Source organism: Bacillus sp. FSL R5-0447 (genome assembly GCF_038606125.1).
GTDB lineage: Bacteria > Bacillota > Bacilli > Bacillales > Bacillaceae > Bacillus > Bacillus velezensis.
On the sequence record NZ_CP152012.1, the window covers coordinates 1,179,695 to 1,196,803 of the forward strand.

At 50.2% G+C, this 17,109-nt stretch carries 16 protein-coding genes; 7 read left to right on the forward strand and 9 right to left on the reverse strand.

Features of this window, described 5'->3' with window-relative positions; translation table 11 throughout:
* Window positions 1-137: 137 nt before the first annotated feature.
* The 5 genes from addB (at window position 138) to NYE68_RS06160 (ending at window position 12,264) form a co-directional block, all read left to right on the forward strand.
* Window positions 138-3,638 (forward strand): helicase-exonuclease AddAB subunit AddB, encoded by a 3,501-nt coding sequence (gene addB, locus NYE68_RS06140; protein WP_053573545.1) that lies wholly within the window; start codon window positions 138-140, stop codon window positions 3,636-3,638.
* Window positions 3,625-7,329 carry a helicase-exonuclease AddAB subunit AddA gene (gene addA, locus NYE68_RS06145; protein WP_053573573.1) on the forward strand — a complete coding sequence of 1,235 codons (3,705 nt, stop codon included), beginning with the start codon at window positions 3,625-3,627 and terminating at the stop codon, window positions 7,327-7,329. Before addB ends, addA begins: the two co-directional genes overlap by 14 nt.
* 64 nt (window positions 7,330-7,393) lie before the next feature.
* Window positions 7,394-8,566 carry an exonuclease subunit SbcD gene (sbcD, locus tag NYE68_RS06150; protein ID WP_015417180.1) on the forward strand — a complete coding sequence of 391 codons (1,173 nt, stop codon included), beginning with the start codon at window positions 7,394-7,396 and terminating at the stop codon, window positions 8,564-8,566.
* Window positions 8,563-11,955, forward strand: coding sequence for an exonuclease subunit SbcC (gene sbcC, locus NYE68_RS06155; RefSeq protein WP_327935067.1), 3,393 nt, complete (start codon window positions 8,563-8,565; stop codon window positions 11,953-11,955). The genes sbcD and sbcC overlap by 4 nt, the downstream gene beginning before the upstream one ends.
* A gap of 15 nt (window positions 11,956-11,970) precedes the next feature.
* Window positions 11,971-12,264, forward strand: a complete 294-nt coding sequence (locus tag NYE68_RS06160; protein ID WP_003155144.1) for a hypothetical protein — start codon at window positions 11,971-11,973, stop codon at window positions 12,262-12,264.
* Between the two features lie 43 nt (window positions 12,265-12,307).
* On the opposite strand, the gene NYE68_RS06165 is transcribed toward NYE68_RS06160, so the two are convergent.
* The 7 genes from NYE68_RS06165 to NYE68_RS06195 all read right to left on the reverse strand — a co-directional run bounded on the left by NYE68_RS06165 (window position 12,308) and on the right by NYE68_RS06195 (window position 14,662).
* Window positions 12,308-12,526: a spore germination protein gene (locus NYE68_RS06165; RefSeq protein ID WP_003155143.1), complete on the reverse strand. Its 219-nt coding sequence runs from the start codon at window positions 12,524-12,526 to the stop codon at window positions 12,308-12,310.
* Window positions 12,527-12,565: 39 nt separating this feature from the next.
* On the reverse strand, window positions 12,566-12,961 hold the full coding sequence (locus NYE68_RS06170) for a spore germination protein GerPE (RefSeq protein WP_014417372.1): 396 nt from the start codon (window positions 12,959-12,961) through the stop codon (window positions 12,566-12,568).
* Window positions 12,961-13,137, reverse strand: coding sequence for a hypothetical protein (locus NYE68_RS06175; RefSeq protein WP_003155141.1), 177 nt, complete (start codon window positions 13,135-13,137; stop codon window positions 12,961-12,963). The genes NYE68_RS06170 and NYE68_RS06175 overlap by 1 nt, the downstream gene beginning before the upstream one ends.
* The gene (locus tag NYE68_RS06180; protein ID WP_060562129.1) at window positions 13,134-13,751 is read right to left on the reverse strand and encodes a spore germination protein GerPC; all 618 of its coding nucleotides are present in this window, start codon (window positions 13,749-13,751) and stop codon (window positions 13,134-13,136) included. Before NYE68_RS06180 ends, NYE68_RS06175 begins: the two co-directional genes overlap by 4 nt.
* Window positions 13,752-13,786: 35 nt before the next feature.
* Entirely contained in the window at window positions 13,787-14,023 is a 237-nt protein-coding gene (locus NYE68_RS06185) for a spore germination protein GerPB (protein WP_007409164.1), read from the reverse strand.
* A 12-nt stretch (window positions 14,024-14,035) separates the two neighbouring features.
* Window positions 14,036-14,257, reverse strand: a complete 222-nt coding sequence (locus NYE68_RS06190) for a spore germination protein (protein WP_003155135.1) — start codon at window positions 14,255-14,257, stop codon at window positions 14,036-14,038.
* A 189-nt stretch (window positions 14,258-14,446) separates the two neighbouring features.
* Window positions 14,447-14,662 (reverse strand): aspartyl-phosphate phosphatase Spo0E family protein, encoded by a 216-nt coding sequence (locus tag NYE68_RS06195; protein WP_007409163.1) that lies wholly within the window; start codon window positions 14,660-14,662, stop codon window positions 14,447-14,449.
* A gap of 217 nt (window positions 14,663-14,879) precedes the next feature.
* Between NYE68_RS06195 and NYE68_RS06200 the strand changes: the two genes are divergently transcribed.
* Window positions 14,880-15,785, forward strand: a complete 906-nt coding sequence (locus NYE68_RS06200) for a fumarylacetoacetate hydrolase family protein (protein WP_031378473.1) — start codon at window positions 14,880-14,882, stop codon at window positions 15,783-15,785.
* Window positions 15,786-15,878: 93 nt separating this feature from the next.
* Window positions 15,879-16,235, forward strand: coding sequence for a YisL family protein (locus tag NYE68_RS06205; RefSeq protein WP_007409161.1), 357 nt, complete (start codon window positions 15,879-15,881; stop codon window positions 16,233-16,235).
* A 38-nt stretch (window positions 16,236-16,273) separates the two neighbouring features.
* On the opposite strand, the gene NYE68_RS06210 is transcribed toward NYE68_RS06205, so the two are convergent.
* The gene (locus NYE68_RS06210) at window positions 16,274-16,453 is read right to left on the reverse strand and encodes a hypothetical protein (protein ID WP_324635952.1); all 180 of its coding nucleotides are present in this window, start codon (window positions 16,451-16,453) and stop codon (window positions 16,274-16,276) included.
* 35 nt (window positions 16,454-16,488) lie between these two features.
* Window positions 16,489-17,031, reverse strand: coding sequence for a DUF2777 family protein (locus NYE68_RS06215; protein ID WP_038456447.1), 543 nt, complete (start codon window positions 17,029-17,031; stop codon window positions 16,489-16,491).
* Window positions 17,032-17,109: the final 78 nt, after the last annotated feature.

Below are 17,109 nucleotides of genomic sequence, written 5' to 3' on the forward strand. Positions count from 1 at the left end.
TTAGTCCTTTTTTCTTTATTTTGGTCAAAAACGATATGTTTTAAAACAGTCATCCCGTTTTTACCAGCAGATGAGATTGGTCATTTTCGTCAACTTTCGATAAAATGTAGAAAGATAAAAAGAGAGGGGTCTTCTAATTGGGTGTTGAGTTTTTAGTAGGCAGATCGGGGAGTGGGAAAACGAGGCTGATTATCGACAGCATTCAAGATGAACTGCGCCGGGAGCCGTTCGGGAAACCGATCATTTTTCTAGTCCCGGATCAAATGACGTTTTTAATGGAATATGAGCTTGCTAAAACGCCGGATATCGGCGGCATGATACGCGCTCAAGTGTTCAGTTTTTCGCGTTTGGCGTGGCGCGTGCTTCAGCATACCGGGGGCATGAACCGCCCGTTTGTGACGACGACGGGTGTGCAGATGCTTTTAAGGAAATTGATTGAAGAACATAAGCACGAGTTTAAAGTGTATCAAAAAGCGAGTGACAAAACCGGGTTCACTGAGCAGGTGGAACGGATGCTGACAGAGTTTAAGCGGTACTGTATTGAGCCTGAAGACGTCCGCCGCATGGCGGAAAGCGGAACGGCGTCAGAATATCGCGGAGAGCGGATGCTGTCTGAAAAACTTCATGATTTAGGCATTTTATATCAGCAGATGGAAAGAAGCCTCGCCGGACACTATTTGCATTCAGAGGATTATTTGACGCTGCTCGCTCAGCAGATTCCTTTGGCGGACGTTGTAAAAGGCGCCCGTGTTTACGTCGACGGATTCTATCAATTTACGCCGCAGGAATTAAGGGTGCTGGAGCAGCTGATCATGCATGCTGAACATGTCACATTCTCGCTGACGGCGGACAGCCCTTCGGCGGAACAGGCACCGGATGAGCTCGATCTGTTCAGAATGACGGGAAGCACATACTATAAGCTTTATCAGACGGCAAAGGAATTGAATGCCGATATTTCCTGCAAGGAACTGCATGGCACGAAGCGGCATCAGCATGCGCCGGAGCTTGCCTGTATAGAGTCGCAGTACGATGTGCGTCCCGCCGCGGCGTATACCGGCGGACAGGAAGCTTTTACCGTCATGCAGGCGCAAAACAGAAGAGCTGAGCTTGAAGGTATTGCCCGGGAAATTCAATCACTTGTCCGGGACGGAGGATACCGGTACAAAGATATGGCGATTCTCATCCGTCAGCCGGAAGATTATAAAGATTTGCTGAAGGAAGTGTTTGCCGATTACGGGCTTCCTTATTTTATTGACGGAAAAGCTTCTATGCAGCATCACCCGCTTATTGAATTCATCCGTTCAAGCCTGGATGTCGTGAAGGGGAACTGGAGATATGAAGCGGTGTTCCGCTGTGCGAAAACCGAACTGTTATTCCCGCTTGATCAGCCGGAGCAGAAAATAAGAGAGCAGGTCGATCAGCTTGAAAATTACTGTATCGCCTACGGCATTAAAGGGGAGCGCTGGACGAGCGGCGAGCGGTTTGTATACAGGCGCTTCGTATCGCTCGATGAGGATTTCGCGCAGACGGATCAGGAAATAGAGATGGAACACATGCTGAACGAGACGAGAGAGTGGATAGCCGCGCCCCTTGTCCGGCTTCAAAACCGGATGAAAAAAGCGAAAACGGTTCAAAGCATGGCGGAGGCTCTTTATCTCTTTTTGGAAGATACCGATGTTCCCCTGAAGCTGGACCGGAAAAGGCAGCGGGCCGAAGAGACCGGAAACATGATCGATGCGCAGCAGCACGGCCAGGCGTGGGATGCCGTTATCCAGCTTCTCGAGGAGTTTGCCGGCATGATGGGTGAAGATGAAATATCTTTGGCACTGTTCCAGCAAATGCTTGAAACGGGAACGGAATCGCTTCATTTTTCTTTAATTCCGCCTGCGCTTGACCAAGTATTTGTAGGGAATATGGACCTCTCAAGAATGTACGGCACGTCCTGCACATTCGTCATCGGGGTCAATGACGGCGTTCTTCCGGCGCGCCCGGATGAAAACGGCGTGCTGTCTGATGATGACCGGGAGTGGCTGAAAGCAGTCGGAGTGGAGCTGTCTTCCGCGGGGCGTGAGCGGCTGCTTGATGAGCATTTTCTCATCTATATGGCGCTGTCGAGTCCGTCTGACCGTCTTTATGTGTCATACCCGATTGCTGATGCGGAAGGAAAAACGCTCCTGCCGTCAATCGTTGTAAACCGGCTTGGCGAGCTGTTTCCCGATCATCAGGAAAAGCTGTCAGCGGCTGATCCCGAGCAGGTAAGCGAAGAAGAGCAGCTTCAGTATCTCGTCAATAAACAGGTGGCTCAGACATATACGGCAAGTCAGCTCAGGCTGTGGACAAGAGAGTACGAGATCAGTGACGTATGGTGGAGCGCATACAATGTGCTGATGAAAGAGTCTGATCACCGGCGTGCGAAAAAGCTGTTTTCAAGCTTGTTTTTCCGCAATGAGGCGAAGCGTCTTGAACGGCCTGTTTCGCGCCAGCTTTACGGCGAGCATATTAAAGGAAGCGTCTCCCGGATGGAGGCGTTTAATGCCTGCCAGTTTTCTCATTTTGCATCTCACGGGCTTCAATTAAAAGAGCGGCAGTTTTTCAAGCTGGACGCGCCGGATATCGGCCAGCTGTTTCACTCCAGCCTGAAGCTGATTTCAGACCGGCTTCGTGAGCAGAAGCTGGAATGGCGCGATCTGACGAAAGATCAATGCCGGAATTTCTCCTATGAAGCGGTGGAACGGCTTGCGCCAAAGCTGCAAAAAGAGATTCTGCTCAGCTCAAACAGACACTTTTATGTGAAGGAAAAACTGCAGAAGATCGTCACGCGTGTTTCAGGCATATTAAGCGAGCATGCGAAGGCGAGCGGTTTCGTCCCGGTCGGTCTTGAACTCGGTTTCGGCGGAAGCGGGCCGCTGCCTCCGCTCACTTTCACGCTGAAAAACGGCTGTACGATGGAACTCGTCGGACGGATCGACCGCGTGGATAAAGCGGAAAGTTCAAAAGGCCTGCTGCTGAGAATCGTTGATTATAAATCAAGCGACAGGGGGCTTGATCTGGCTGAGGTGTATTACGGGCTCGCTCTGCAAATGCTCACATATCTTGACTTATCGATTACACATTCCGCGGATTGGCTCGGCATGAAAGCGACACCGGCAGGCGTTTTGTATTTCCATATTCACGATCCGATGATTCAGGCCAGTCTGCCGATGGGGCTTGATGAAATCGAGCAGGAAATTTTCAAGAAATTTAAAATGAAAGGCCTTCTCCTCGGTGACCGGGAGGCGATCAGTCTGATGGACACGACCTTGGAGGAAGGGCGTTCAAATATCATCAATGCCGGTTTGAAAAAGGACGGGTCTTTAAGATCCGACTCAGCCGCGGTCAGCGAACAGGACTTTCATCTGCTGACAGACCATGTGCGGCGGACATTTGAACAGGCTGGCGAAGCGATAACGGACGGGCTTGTGTCCATTACCCCGTATAAGCTGAAAGATAAGACGCCTTGTACGTACTGTGCGTTTAAGTCGGTATGCCAGTTTGATGAGTCACTTAAGGAAAATGAATACCGCAGCCTGAAAGCGGAAAAAGACGGCACCATACTGGATTGGCTGAAGAAGGAGGCGGATGATGATGCAAATTCCTAAACCGAAAGACAGCATATGGACGGATGACCAATGGAGCGCCATCGTTTCTTCCGGCCGCGATATTTTGGTCGCTGCCGCAGCCGGATCAGGTAAAACGGCCGTGCTCGTGGAACGGATGATCAGAAAGATAACCGCGGAGGAAGATCCGGTTGATGTTGACCGGCTCCTTGTGGTGACCTTTACAAACGCCTCAGCAGCGGAGATGAAGCATCGGATCGCGGAAGCATTAGAAAAAGAGCTCGCCAAAAATCCGGGATCTCTGCATATCAGACGGCAGCTCTCTCTATTAAATCGGGCGAGCATTTCGACGCTTCACTCTTTCTGTCTGCAAGTGCTTAAAAAATATTATTATATGATTGATCTTGACCCCGGTTTTCGGATGGCTGACCAGACGGAAGGCGAATTGCTCGGAGACGAAGTGCTTGATGAGCTGTTTGAAGATGAATACGCAAAAGGGAATCAGGCGTTTTTTGAGCTTGCGGACAGATATACGACAGACAGGCATGATCTTGATCTTCAAGACCTTGTCAAACGGGTGTACGAGTATTCCCGGTCGCATCCTGACCCGGAAGCGTGGCTGCAAAGCTTTGTCCGCCTGTATGACGTGACGGAAGAAAGCAAAATGGAAGAGCTTCCGTTTTACCAGTATGTGAAAGAAGATGCTGAAATGGCGCTCTTCGGGGCAAAACAAAAGCTTGAGAAGGCGCTTGAACTGACAAAAGCGCCCGGCGGGCCGGCCCCGCGCGCTGATAATTTTCTGGATGACCTTCAGCAGATAGAAGAGCTGATCAGCTGCCGGCATGACTTCGATGCGCTGTATGAACGGGTTCCCGCAGTCTCCTTTAAGCGGGCGAAGGCGGTAAAGGGCGATGAATTTGACAAAGCGCTTTTGGACGAAGCGACCGATTTGCGAAACGGCGCGAAGAAACTGATCGAAAAGGTAAAGACCGATTACTTTACAAGAAGTCCGCAAGATCACTTAAAGAGTTTAAAAGATATGAAGCCTGTCATCGAAACGCTCGTTCAGCTCGTGATATCATACGGAAAACGATTTGAAGCGGCGAAACAAGAAAAATCAATTATTGATTTCTCAGATTTGGAACATTACTGCCTGGCGATTTTAACTGCGGTTGATGAAGAAGGCCGGCGGGTGCCGAGCGAAGCGGCCGTTTATTATCAAGACCAGTTCCATGAAGTTCTGGTTGATGAATATCAAGATACGAATCTTGTGCAAGAGTCTATCCTGCAGCTTGTTAAAAGCGGGAATGAAGAGGCGGGAAATCTGTTTATGGTAGGCGACGTCAAACAATCGATCTACCGTTTCAGACTTGCTGAGCCGCTGCTGTTTCTCGGGAAATATAAAAGGTTTACAGAAAACGGGGCAGGCACGGGGCAGAAAATTGACCTGAACCAAAATTTCCGCAGCCGCTCCGATATTTTGGACAGTACGAATTTCTTGTTTAAGCAGCTGATGGGCGGAAAAATCGGCGAAGTGGATTACGATGAACAGGCGGCATTGAAGATCGGCGCATCGTATCCGCCGAATGACGCGGCAAAAACGGAACTGCTGCTCATTGACAGCGCTGATGGCGCAGACAGCTCCGAGGATGCCGAAGACTTTGAAACCGTGCATTGGGAAGCGAAAGCGATAGCCGGGGAGATCCGAAAGCTTGTCTCATCTCCGTTTAAGGTATATGACGGCAAAACAAAAACACACCGGAATATCCAGTACCGGGATATCGTAATTTTGCTGCGCTCCATGCCGTGGGCGCCGCAATTAATGGAAGAGCTGAAAAACCAGGGCATTCCGGTGTACGCCAATTTGACGTCGGGTTACTTTGAAGCCGTGGAGGTGGCTGCGGCGCTTTCAGTCTTGAAGGTGATTGATAATCCGTATCAGGATATTCCGCTTGCTTCCGTGCTGCGCTCGCCCATCGTCGGCTGTGACGAAAATGAACTTGCGCTGATACGTCTTGAAAAGAAAAAAGCGCCGTTTTATGAAGCGCTGAAAGCATATATAGCGAACGCTGACAGACATGATGAACTGTATCAAAAACTGAGAACCTTTTATGACAGTCTGCAAAAGTGGCGGTCATTTTCGACGAATCATTCGGTGTCTGAGCTGATTTGGGAAGTATACCGCGATACCGGATATTTTGACTATGCAGGCGGCATGCCTGGCGGAAAGCAGCGCCAGGCCAATCTGCGCGTCTTGTATGACCGGGCGCGCTCGTACGAAGCGACGGCGTTCCGCGGGTTATTCCGCTTTTTGCGGTTCATTGAACGGATGCAGGAGCGCGGCGATGATTTGGGGACGGCCCGGGCGCTCAGCGAGCAGGAGGATGTCGTTCGGCTGATGACGATCCACAGCAGCAAAGGACTTGAATTCCCCGTCGTTTTCACCGCCGGACTCGGCAGAAGTTTTAATATGATGGATCTCAACAAATCATACCTGCTTGATAAAGAGCTCGGTTTCGGCACGAAGTATATTCATCCGGAACTCAGAATCAGCTATCCGACTCTTCCGCTTGTGGCGATGAAGAAAAAGATGCGCAGAGAGCTCTTATCCGAAGAATTGCGCGTATTGTATGTGGCGCTGACCAGAGCGAAGGAAAAGCTGTTTCTCGTCGGTTCCTGCAAAAACCGGGAAAAACAGCTGGCCAAATGGCAGGCGCAAGCAGACCGGCCCGATTGGCTTCTTTCTGAATTCGACCGCTATCAGGCGTCATCTTATTTGGACTTTATCGGGCCGGCGCTCATCCGCCACCGTGACATGGAGGCGCACAGGACGCCGGGACTTTCCTCATCTGAGGATATCGCGCGCGACCCGTCGCGTTTTCACATCCGGATGCTGCAGCAAAGTGAATTGCTGGAAGAGAATCCGAAAGAACGTGCTGAAGAAAAGAGCAAACGTCTCAAAGCGATTCAGCAGGGCGAGCCGATTCCTGATTCGTTTTCATTTGATGATCAGGCGCGCCGTCTGCTTGAATGGGAATATCCGTACCGAGAGCTGACGGCTATCAGAACGAAGCAGTCAGTTTCTGAGCTGAAGAGAAAGCAAGAATACGAGGATGAATACAGCGGCCGCTCTCTCATCAAACCGTCAGGAGACACGCTTTTATACAGGCGTCCCGGTTTTATGATGAAAAAAGGGCTGACAGCCGCCGAAAAAGGGACGGCGATGCATACGGTGATGCAGCACATACCGCTGACGCACGTTCCGACTGCCGAAGAAGCGGAGCGGACGGTCCGGATGCTTTACGAAAAAGAGCTGCTGACAGAAGAACAGCAGGAAGCTATTGATATAGAAGAAATTGTCCAGTTTTTCGGAACTGAAATCGGGAAAGACCTTCTCGGGGCGCTGCGTATTGACCGGGAAGTGCCGTTCAGTATGGCGCTTCCGGCCGGCGAGGTGTACAAGGATGCCGAAACAGCCGGTGAACCGCTGCTCGTGCAGGGGATTATTGACTGCCTCTACGAAACTGCGGACGGTCTCTATTTGCTGGACTATAAAACAGATCGGATAGAGGGGAAATTCCGGAACGGATTTGAAGGCGCGGCTCCGATTCTGCAAAAAAGGTATGAAACACAAATCGAATTGTATACAAAAGCGGTTGAACAAATTACAAAAACGAAAGTGAAAGGGCGTGCGCTCTATTTCTTCGATGGAGGTCACGTTCTTACACTGTAACAAGATCCGAAGCTCCTTTTTGGAGCGGATCTTTTTTTCTATCAAAAAGTGAGGTGAATGCGGTATGCGCATTTTACATACAGCTGACTGGCACCTCGGCAAAACGCTGGAAGGCAGAAGCCGGCTGAGCGAGCAGGCCGAGGTATTGGAAGAGCTGAATACCATTGTCAAGGAAGAAAATATTGATGCGGTCATTATGGCGGGGGATGTATTTGATACGGTCAACCCGCCTGCGCTCGCTGAACAATTGTATTACGAAAGTCTTTCCGCGCTTTCTGACGGCGGAAAGCGCCCGGTTGTCGTCATTGCCGGAAACCATGACAATCCCGACAGGCTGGCGGCGGCTTCTCCGTTAACAAATGAGCGCGGCATTCATTTAATCGGCTATCCGCGGACAGAACCCGTGCATATTGAGGTGCCGTCGGCGGACGAGCTGTTAGCCGTAGCCGCGCTGGCATATCCGTCAGAGGCGAGATTAAACGAAGTGCTTTCTGATACGTTTGAGGAAAAGCTTCTTCGCGATCATTACGATGTCAAAATCAGAGAGGCGTTTGCTCACATGTGCGGACTGTGCCGGAACGATGCCGTGAAAATCGCGGCGAGCCACATTTATGTCGCGGGGGGAAACCAGACCGATTCAGAGCGTCCGATTGAAGTCGGGGGCGCTTACACAGTTGCCGCTGACAGCCTGCCGGCTGATGCGGCTTACGTGGCTCTCGGCCATCTCCACCGTCCGCAAACGATCAAGCGCGCCAAGACGGCTGCCCGTTATTCAGGCTCTCCGCTCGCATACAGCTTTTCGGAAGCCGGTTATGCCAAATCGGTGACGGTGGTAGAAGCGAAGCCCGGCGGAGAAGCGAAGTGGGAAGAGATTTTCCTGTCTTCCGGTAAACCGCTCGTCAAATGGAAAGCGCAGGGGCTGAGCGAGGTTCACGGCTGGCTCGATGAAGGGCGTGACCGGAATGCCTGGATCGATCTTGATATCCATTTGACGGATCAGCTTTCTCTCGAGGAAATTCATCGGCTGAGAAAGGCGCATCCCGGCTTTATCCATATCAGGCCGGTTTTTGAACAAAAAGAGACCGAAAATGACCGGATTGAAGTGAAACACACATCAATTGAGGATCGATTTAAGAAGTTTTATGAAAAACAAACGGGCGGCGGCGTGCCGGATGAGGAGATGGTCAAGCTGTTTTTAGAGCTTGCGTCAGCAGATGATGAGGAGGATGCGACATGAAGCCGATTCTGTTAACGATAAAAGGGCTCCACAGCTTCAGGGAGGAACAGACCATTGATTTTGCCGGACTGTCAGGAGCCGGGGTGTTCGGGATTTTCGGGCCGACCGGAAGCGGAAAATCGTCGATCCTTGATGCCATGACACTCGCTTTATACGGGAAAGTGGAGCGCGCCGCAAATAATACGCACGGCATCCTGAATCATGCCGAAGATCAGCTCGCCGTCTCATTTACATTCGCGCTTCAATCCGGCCACCGGGTTTCCTACAAGGTCGAGCGCGTTTTTAAGAGAACGGATGAAACGAAAGTAAAAACCGCCCTCTGCCGCCTGATTGAAATCAAAGACGAACAAACGGTGCTGGCCGATAAAGCGAATGAAGTGAACAAAAAGGTAGAGGAGCTTCTTGGCCTGACCATTGACGACTTTACAAGAGCCGTCGTGCTGCCGCAAGGAAAGTTTGCCGAGTTTCTGTCGCTTAAAGGCGCGGAAAGAAGACATATGCTCCAGCGCCTGTTTAATCTGGAACAGTACGGGGACAGGCTTGTCAAAAAATTGCGGCGGCGGGCACAGGAAGCGGCAGCGAAAAAAAATGAAATGCTGGCCGAACAATCCGGCCTCGGAGACGCAGGAGAAGATGCGCTGAAGCAGGCTGAACAGCAGTTTCACGAAGCGAACGAACGGCTTGAAGAAGCTGAGAAGAAACGGGTCCGGGCAAAAGAGCGCTTTGAGAATCACCAGGAAATTTGGAACCTGCAGACAGAAAGAGATGAATATGAGCGCCGGGAGAAAAAGCTTGAGGAAAGACGCCCGTACATCACGGATTTGACTGAGCGTCTTAAAGAGGCGGAAACAGCTCTCGCCCTTGAGCCGTACGCAGACCGTTACACAGAAGCCGTCCGCCGGAAGCAGCGCGCCGAACAGGAACACGAACTGGCCAAACGGAAATCAGAGGCGGAAACTGTTTCATTTACCCGGCAAAATGAAGCCTATGAAGCATGGCGGGCCCATAAGGCCGAACAGGAGCCGAAGCTTGTCAAGGAAGAAGAGTTGTATCAAAGACTTTCAGCCATTGAACAAAAACTGCTTGAAGCGAAAAAAGAAGCGGAAAAAACAAATGCGGAACACAGCAAAAAAGAGGAAGAATACGAAGCCGCCTCGAAACAGCTGGCCGGAGTGAAAGACCGCCTGACCCGCGGCCAAAACAGGCAGAATGAGCTGAAAGAAGAGCTGAAAGCAGTTCAAGTGACCGCCGATGAACGGAAAAAATGCCAGACCGCCGCACAGCTGGCGGCAGGCTTTCAGCAGACACAGGAACAAATCACGAAAGAACGGGCCAATCTGACAACGCAGCTGAAAAACGTGGAGAAGCTGAACGGAGAAAGCGAGTCGCTCACAGCGAAAGCGAAAACGGAAGAGGAAGATATTACGCACGCTTATCAAACGCTTCAAACCGTTTACCATATGGTCTGTGAAACGGAACGTTCACTGAAAGCCGCAGCCGAACGGGCTGACAAAACGCAAGCCGATCTCCGCAGGCGCTCAGAGGAAGCGAGAACGGCTGCATTAACAAAAGAATTATCGGAAAAACTAATCGAGGGAAAGCCTTGTCCTGTATGCGGCTCGACGCAGCATGACCGCCCGCGTTCCGCTCATGAAACATTCTCGCCTGATACGGCTGTACAGGAACAGCTGCAGCAGGTTGAAGCGCTGCTTTCTGAGGCGGCGGCTCTTTCTCAGGAGGTGCTGACAGCCAAGGTTGCATTAGAAGAGCAGTCGGGGCGTTTTACCGAAGAATGTCCGTTTCTGCAAAGCGTCCGGGTTCCGGAGCTGGAAGCCGCTTCCTCCATCAGCGGACGCCCGCTTGATGAAGCGTTCAGCGCCGTCCGCTTGGAATGGAAACAAATGAAACAGGATATGCTGTCGGTAAAAGAGAAGGCCACAAGACTGATCAGCGCGCATCAGCAGACGGTGAAACAAGCTGAGCAGCTGGCCGAACGAATCCGCTACGAGGAAAAAGAAGCCGGCCGTCTCAGACATTCATTAGAAGAGCTTGAATCGCTGTCAGAAAGCCGATTGAATCAGTACAACGAAGTCTGCGGTGATATTCCGCCAAACCGGATTGACGCCTGGCAGGCTTCGATAGATGAGAAGGACAGACAGGCAGAAGAATGTGAGAAGCGCATTGAAACAAGCATCGCATTCCTCAAGGAACATGAAGAGGAGAAAGAACGCCTGCAGGAGATGAAGCATCGGCTTGAACGGGAACGGCTCGAGCTTCACTATGCGTCTGAGCGCCTGCAGCAGGTGATTGACGGATATGAACAAGAGCTCGGAACAGCAGCTGAAGAAACATCAATTTCCGCAAAGCTTGAAGCGGTGCGGCAGGAATTACAGCTGTTAAAATCGAAAGAACAGTCCCTATTCGACGCGCTGAAGCAGGCGCAGCAATCACTGAATGACGCAAAAGGCCGGGAATCAGGGAGTCTCATGTCACTCAGGGATGCTGAGACCTCCCTTGAGAAAGCACAAAACGACTGGCGCGTGAGGTCAAAAGACACCGGGTTTGCCGAGCCGGACCAAGTCAAAAAAAGTCTGCTTCCGCAAGGGCGTGCAGAGGAAATGAAAAAAGAAATAGATGAGTTCCTGGACACCTCAAAACAGCTATCGGCAAATATCAGCCGTGTTACTGATAAATTAGCCGAGCGCCGGATATCGGAGGAAGAATGGACAGCATCCGTTTCTCTGCTGAAGCAGGCAGAGGCTGAGTCAGGCGCCGCCATGGAGGAAAAAGGAGCACAGGCAAAAGCCTTCGCGGTTATGCAAAAACAGCATAAGCGCTTTAAAGAGATTGAAGCCGAATTGAAAAGCTGGCAGACACAGATTGACAGGCTTGATAAGCTCCAGTCTGTATGTAAAGGCAATACATTCGTCGAATTTTTAGCGGAAGAACAGCTGGAAAGCGTGGCTCGGGACGCCTCTGCCCGTCTCGGAGCTTTGACAAGGCAGCGGTATGCCATATTAGTCGATTCAGAAGGCGGTTTCGTCATGCGTGATGACGCGAACGGAGGCGTCAAACGGCCCGTATCAAGCCTTTCCGGCGGAGAGACGTTTCTGACCTCGCTGTCGCTTGCGCTTGCCTTGTCCGCCCAGATTCAGCTGCGGGGGCAATACCCGCTGCAATTCTTTTTCTTAGATGAAGGATTCGGGACTCTTGACCAAGGGCTCTTAGACACCGTTGTCACAGCGCTCGAAAAGCTGCAATCGGACAACTTATCCGTCGGAGTGATCAGCCATGTGCAGGAGCTGAGAGCGCGTCTGCCGAAAAAATTAATCGTTCATCCATCCGAACCGGGCGGGAAAGGCACCCGGGTCACATTGGAGATCATGTAGAAAGGAGAAGGAATCATGGCCGATTCTGCCGAGGGCACATGTGAATTATGCGGCCGCCATCATGTGCGGCTGACGGAGCACCACTTAACGCCTAAGGAAGAAGGCGGGACATTCCTTCCGACCGCAATGCTCTGCATCCCTTGTCATAAACAGGTTCACGCGCTCTATACGAATCAGGAGCTTGCGGCAAGGCTCGCGGGAATAGAAGAGCTGCGGCGTGACCCGAAACTCGCGAGGTTTGTGAAATGGATCAGAAAACAGCCGCCAGAAAAGCTTGTAAAAACAAAAAAAGCAAATGAACGAAAATAATGCTGAACCAAAAGCAGCCCTCTTCTGAAAGAGCGGCTGCTTTTTAGGCGTTTCCGACCACATTTTGATCGCTGACATCGGGGTCTATATAGTTTGTCGCATTGACAACGTTGTTTAATAACAGGAAATCTCCGGTATTGCCTGCTCCCGAACCGAGCGCAGATTTAGAAGAGCTTTTTGGAGAAAGGTAAAAGGAATCACCAAAGTTTACGACTCCGCCCGATATGGAATTGATAGCTATAGGTCCGGTAATTGCTGGCATAAACGACACCCTTTATAGAAGTCTCACCGTCATTATATGTCAGGGCTGCTGTGATTGTGAGCTTGATGTGAAGATCTGCCTAATATGTTTCAGCCGCGAATCTCCCAGAACGATCGACGTCGATCCGATTTGAACCACGGACGCTGACGATACCCCTTGAACTTTCACATTCCTTACCCGAATTGAAGGGTTTTCATGGCAGAATGCGCTTTGGACTCCCGTTTCCGGTAACGGCATGACGGCCGGCTGCCGAAAGATCTGGTATTCTTTTTTGTTAAATGAGCCTTCATCATCTCTGTATACAGCAAGACTACGCTGATCGGCCAATACTTTGACCCGCATATTGATTTCATTCGTATCGCCTGCTTGAAAGACACTCGCAATCCCGACTGAATTGATTTTGGCGTTCCGGAGGCGTGAAATGCGCTTTAACATTATTCCGGCGCCAGCGGCACATAAGGCCCGATAATAAGAGATTCCGGAGGCGTGTCAAAGATGGAAGACAGATAGACGGAATCGGTGTCGCCGATTAATAATAAGGAAGAACTGGATACACCGGTAGACCGGATGTCGCCGACTTCAATATTCCGGTTAATCACTGTAAAAATCATGACGGATCATCACCTTTCATTTCACCAGGTATGTGCTTAATAAAGTGCTCGACGGCCCTGACAATATCACGCTTCACATGTTCGGCAATCTGCTCGGCATATTGCGCGGGCGCCGTATTTTCTTCTTTCGGGACATGGGACAGATAATACTGAATCCGGCTGTCCATCTGCTTTCTGATATCTTCAATAATATGATATTTGTTCGCTTCGTCCAGCCTGCTCTCATACTGAGTTTCGAGCTGCTCTAAAAGCGCGGGGATTTCTTCATTCAGGTACATATCGACGTTTTGGCGGATTTGCTGCATTTGCTGGCCCGCCTGTTCCTGCTGCATCACTCCGACCTGCGGAGATGTCTGGCCGACTTCGAAGTTTTGCACGGCATTCGGATCAGTCGGATTCAATCCGATATTCAGCGTTCCTTCCAGCCGTTCAATTTTCAGCTGATCAAATTTATACTCGAGCCGATCGATTCTTGTAGAAGGCTGCTGCTTCAGCGTTGAAATTTCATTTTGGAATTCTTTCAGCTGCCGTTCGAGCTCCTGAATCTGCTGCGCCTGCTGCTGGACGAAAGAATTTAAATTCTGCAGGTAGGATGAAACGGATTGATCATACATGACATTCACCTCGCGTCTCGTTTCCTTCATTAAAACTACCGGCTTGGCGGCTGGAGCGGTACAAATGATGAGGTGCCGGGACCTCCCCCTGTTGTTACAGTCTGCTGCCCCGCGGTGACAGGCGGCGCCGGCTCAACATAACTCCCTGTGTTGTACAGATTGGAAAGAGATTTAATTGAACCGGCGCTTCCGATTTGCAGTATGGAGGAATTGCTGACAGATTCTACACGCATGTAATTGATATGGATCGACTGATTGACGTAAAAATTCATACGGCGCCTCCTTTATGCGTTTCCTGCCATCGGCTGATCGATTACATCATTATCGTACACATTCGTTGAATTCCTGTAATTCGTCAGTGTGAGATTGTCTCCGGTATTGAAGCTGCCCGCTCCGGCAAATGTCTTAACCTCTGCTTTTGGAGAAATGGTGATGCAGTCGCCTATATGAACGACTCCGCTCGTACCGACGGCATTAATTTTAAACGCTCCGACAATTGCGGGCATACGAGCACATCCTTTTCGTGAAGATTTTCATGACTACACTCCAGGAGCTTATCTGGGCTGCCTGCCTAAAATAGCTTATGACAAATGCACATTTTTGTGAGCGGAAAAAACTTTAGACGTAAAAACACCGGCGCTTTACGCATGCCGGGTCTTATACATAAATGATACAGATTTATATACATATCACGTTTATGAGAAAGCCTCTTTTTTTCCTGCGGTGCGGCCGTGCTCAATCTGTGCGGCCGGGTTCAGCCCGCTGTCTTTCGTTTGTTGGATGAGCCCGCCCCGGCACCCGTTTAAAAGGCTGTCCAGCTCCTGGCTGCACCTGATGGTCTCCGTTGCATTGATTCCGAATTTTTGCGCTGTCTCGAATAAAGTTAATCTTTTTTCTTCAATTTTGTTCATCGTGTGATCTCCAATTCTCGATTATTTTGGAAAACATAGGATGACAATAGTATAACCCATTTTGGCCAAGAAGGTTTTATTTCGTCAATATGACTAAAAAAGTGACAATTTTTGATACTCTTTTACACTTATTTTCAGCCTGTTTAAAAGAGGAATTTCCCGCCCGGAGGAAGAATACATAAAGGAATGCCAGATTTAAAAATGATGGGGGATTAACATGAAATTTGCGACAGGGGAACTGAACAGCCGAACATTTGTCGGTCTGATCATTGATGATGACAAAATCTTAGATCTGCAAAAGGCTGAAAAAAAGTTGTTTGAACTTGAGACGATTCCGGGTTCGCTGATCGAGTGCATTCAAAAAGGAGATAAGTTTGTCGCGCATGCCGGACAGCTTGCGGAATGGGCGAAAAAACCGAATGACGAGTCGGGTTCATTTATGTATGCGCTGTCTGACGTAAAGCTTTGCGCGCCTATTCCGAGACCTTCAAAGAACGTGATCTGCATCGGGAAAAATTATCGTGATCATGCCGTTGAAATGGGGAGTGAGGCTGATATACCGGAGCATCCCATGGTTTTTACGAAAGCCCCCGCTGCCGTTACAGGACACGGAGAAACAGTGGACAGCCACTTGGACGTAACAGAGCAGCTTGATTATGAAGGGGAGCTTGCGGTAATCATATCAAAAAGCGGATCGCACATCTCCAAAGAACATGCGCTTGATCATATATTCGGCTATACAATTGTAAATGATATAACAGCGCGCGATCTGCAGAAGAAACATAAACAGTTTTTTATCGGCAAAAGCCTCGATACGACATGCCCGATGGGCCCGGTCATTGTACATAAGTCGGCCGTCAGTGATCCGCAAAGCCTGAAAGTTGAAACGCGGGTGAACGGAGAACTGCGCCAATCAGGATCAACGGGTGACATGATTTTTCCGATAGCTGAATTAATCGAAACGCTGTCAAAAGGAATGACGCTTGAAGCCGGTGACATTATAGCGACGGGGACGCCGTCCGGTGTCGGAAAAGGGTTTAAGCCGCCGAAATTTTTAAAGCCGGGGGACCGCATTGACATTACAATTGAACCGATCGGCACGCTGTCGAACCAAATCGGATAATTGTGTGTCTTTCGCACGATTGATAATGCTCCGATCGGCTTGTTGTGGTACCATAAGTGAGGCAGATTGATCTGATAGGGGGAATTGAACATAATGACACATTGGCATATTACTTCATGGGTCGTTGCGCTTATCCTGGTATTTGTCAGCTACGGGCTGTACGGTTCCGGAAAAGCGAAGGGCGCAAAAATTACGCATATGATTCTGCGCTTATTCTACATTATTATTATTCTGACCGGAGCTGAGCTTTTTGTCCGTTTTGCGAATTGGAACGGAGAGTACGCCGGAAAAATGCTGCTCGGCATCATTACCATCGGACTGATGGAAATGCTCGTCATCCGCAAGAAAAAAGGCAAATCAACCGGCGGACTGTGGATCGGTTTTATTATCGTGCTCGTCCTGACGGTGCTGCTCGGCCTACACTTGCCGATCGGCTTTCACGTATTTTAATCAATCGCTTGAAAAACCCGGATGCATCCGGGTTTTTTTTAGTCGCGCAACTGTGCCGCTGAATGAGAAATGCCGTGGCAGGGGGATGTTGATGAGGCGAAGAAGATTTGCAGGATGCCAAAAGCGTCAATCACTCTCGTTACCGCAAAAGCTGCGGCTGTGAAGGGTAATAGCAAACGCCGGGCGTCAATCAGCGTGAAAAACAAAGCTGAATACATCAGGCGGCACCTATTTAAAAGGTGCCGCCTGTTTGTTACGCGGTGCCGTCTTGTCTTGCCGCTGAATACATAATGGAGCGTCGCCCGTCAGATGCCGTCCATTCAAATCTGTCGTGTTTACCCGAGCTGCCGCGGTGATGCTGCAGGGCGCATTGTGCGTCATCCGCCGAGAAGTGATAAAACGAAACGCCTTCACCGGAAAACAGCGCCTGATTGTAGGAAAATACGCAATCATATACAGACAGGCCGAACCCGTGAAGATGGCTGAGAAACAGCAGAAACGTTTCATCGTCCAGCGAATCGAGCAAGGTTAACAGCGGCCGTTTGACCGCCTTTTCATAACGGATTTCTTCCCCGCCGAGCAGGGGGATGGTGTCTGCGCCGATTTCGGCCGCACCGCCGCAAATCCGTGCCGGCTGCCATCTGCCGCCGCGTTTCATCAATACGTCTGCGTTTCCTAGACTGTCTGCCAGCAGGATATCGCCTTCATCGTTTTCGACGAGGCAGATGCCGTCCTCTATCATCAGGGTGCCGCGCCCCCATTTGTTTTTTTCTGAGAAAAGCTGTTTTCGTTTCATAACCGTGCCGGTCTCCTTTGTTTGTTTCTTCTCTTCCGTTCTTTCCAAATCGGGCTTGTCTCATACAACTCTTAGTGG

What these genes read in the sequence shown, in the direction of transcription:
- addA (WP_053573573.1), top strand. Translation starts at nt 3,625, where the DNA reads ATGCAAATTCCTAAACCGAAAGACAGCATATGGACGGATGACCAATGG.
- sbcD (WP_015417180.1), top strand. Translation starts at nt 7,394, where the DNA reads ATGCGCATTTTACATACAGCTGACTGGCACCTCGGCAAAACGCTGGAA.
- sbcC (WP_327935067.1), top strand. Translation starts at nt 8,563, where the DNA reads ATGAAGCCGATTCTGTTAACGATAAAAGGGCTCCACAGCTTCAGGGAG.
- NYE68_RS06160 (WP_003155144.1), top strand. Translation starts at nt 11,971, where the DNA reads ATGGCCGATTCTGCCGAGGGCACATGTGAATTATGCGGCCGCCATCAT.
- NYE68_RS06165 (WP_003155143.1), bottom strand. Translation starts at nt 12,526, where the DNA reads ATGCCAGCAATTACCGGACCTATAGCTATCAATTCCATATCGGGCGGA.
- NYE68_RS06170 (WP_014417372.1), bottom strand. Translation starts at nt 12,961, where the DNA reads ATGTTAAAGCGCATTTCACGCCTCCGGAACGCCAAAATCAATTCAGTC.
- NYE68_RS06175 (WP_003155141.1), bottom strand. Translation starts at nt 13,137, where the DNA reads ATGATTTTTACAGTGATTAACCGGAATATTGAAGTCGGCGACATCCGG.
- NYE68_RS06180 (WP_060562129.1), bottom strand. Translation starts at nt 13,751, where the DNA reads ATGTATGATCAATCCGTTTCATCCTACCTGCAGAATTTAAATTCTTTC.
- NYE68_RS06185 (WP_007409164.1), bottom strand. Translation starts at nt 14,023, where the DNA reads ATGAATTTTTACGTCAATCAGTCGATCCATATCAATTACATGCGTGTA.
- NYE68_RS06190 (WP_003155135.1), bottom strand. Translation starts at nt 14,257, where the DNA reads ATGCCCGCAATTGTCGGAGCGTTTAAAATTAATGCCGTCGGTACGAGC.
- NYE68_RS06195 (WP_007409163.1), bottom strand. Translation starts at nt 14,662, where the DNA reads ATGAACAAAATTGAAGAAAAAAGATTAACTTTATTCGAGACAGCGCAA.
- NYE68_RS06200 (WP_031378473.1), top strand. Translation starts at nt 14,880, where the DNA reads ATGAAATTTGCGACAGGGGAACTGAACAGCCGAACATTTGTCGGTCTG.
- NYE68_RS06205 (WP_007409161.1), top strand. Translation starts at nt 15,879, where the DNA reads ATGACACATTGGCATATTACTTCATGGGTCGTTGCGCTTATCCTGGTA.
- NYE68_RS06210 (WP_324635952.1), bottom strand. Translation starts at nt 16,453, where the DNA reads ATGTATTCAGCTTTGTTTTTCACGCTGATTGACGCCCGGCGTTTGCTA.
- NYE68_RS06215 (WP_038456447.1), bottom strand. Translation starts at nt 17,031, where the DNA reads ATGAAACGAAAACAGCTTTTCTCAGAAAAAAACAAATGGGGGCGCGGC.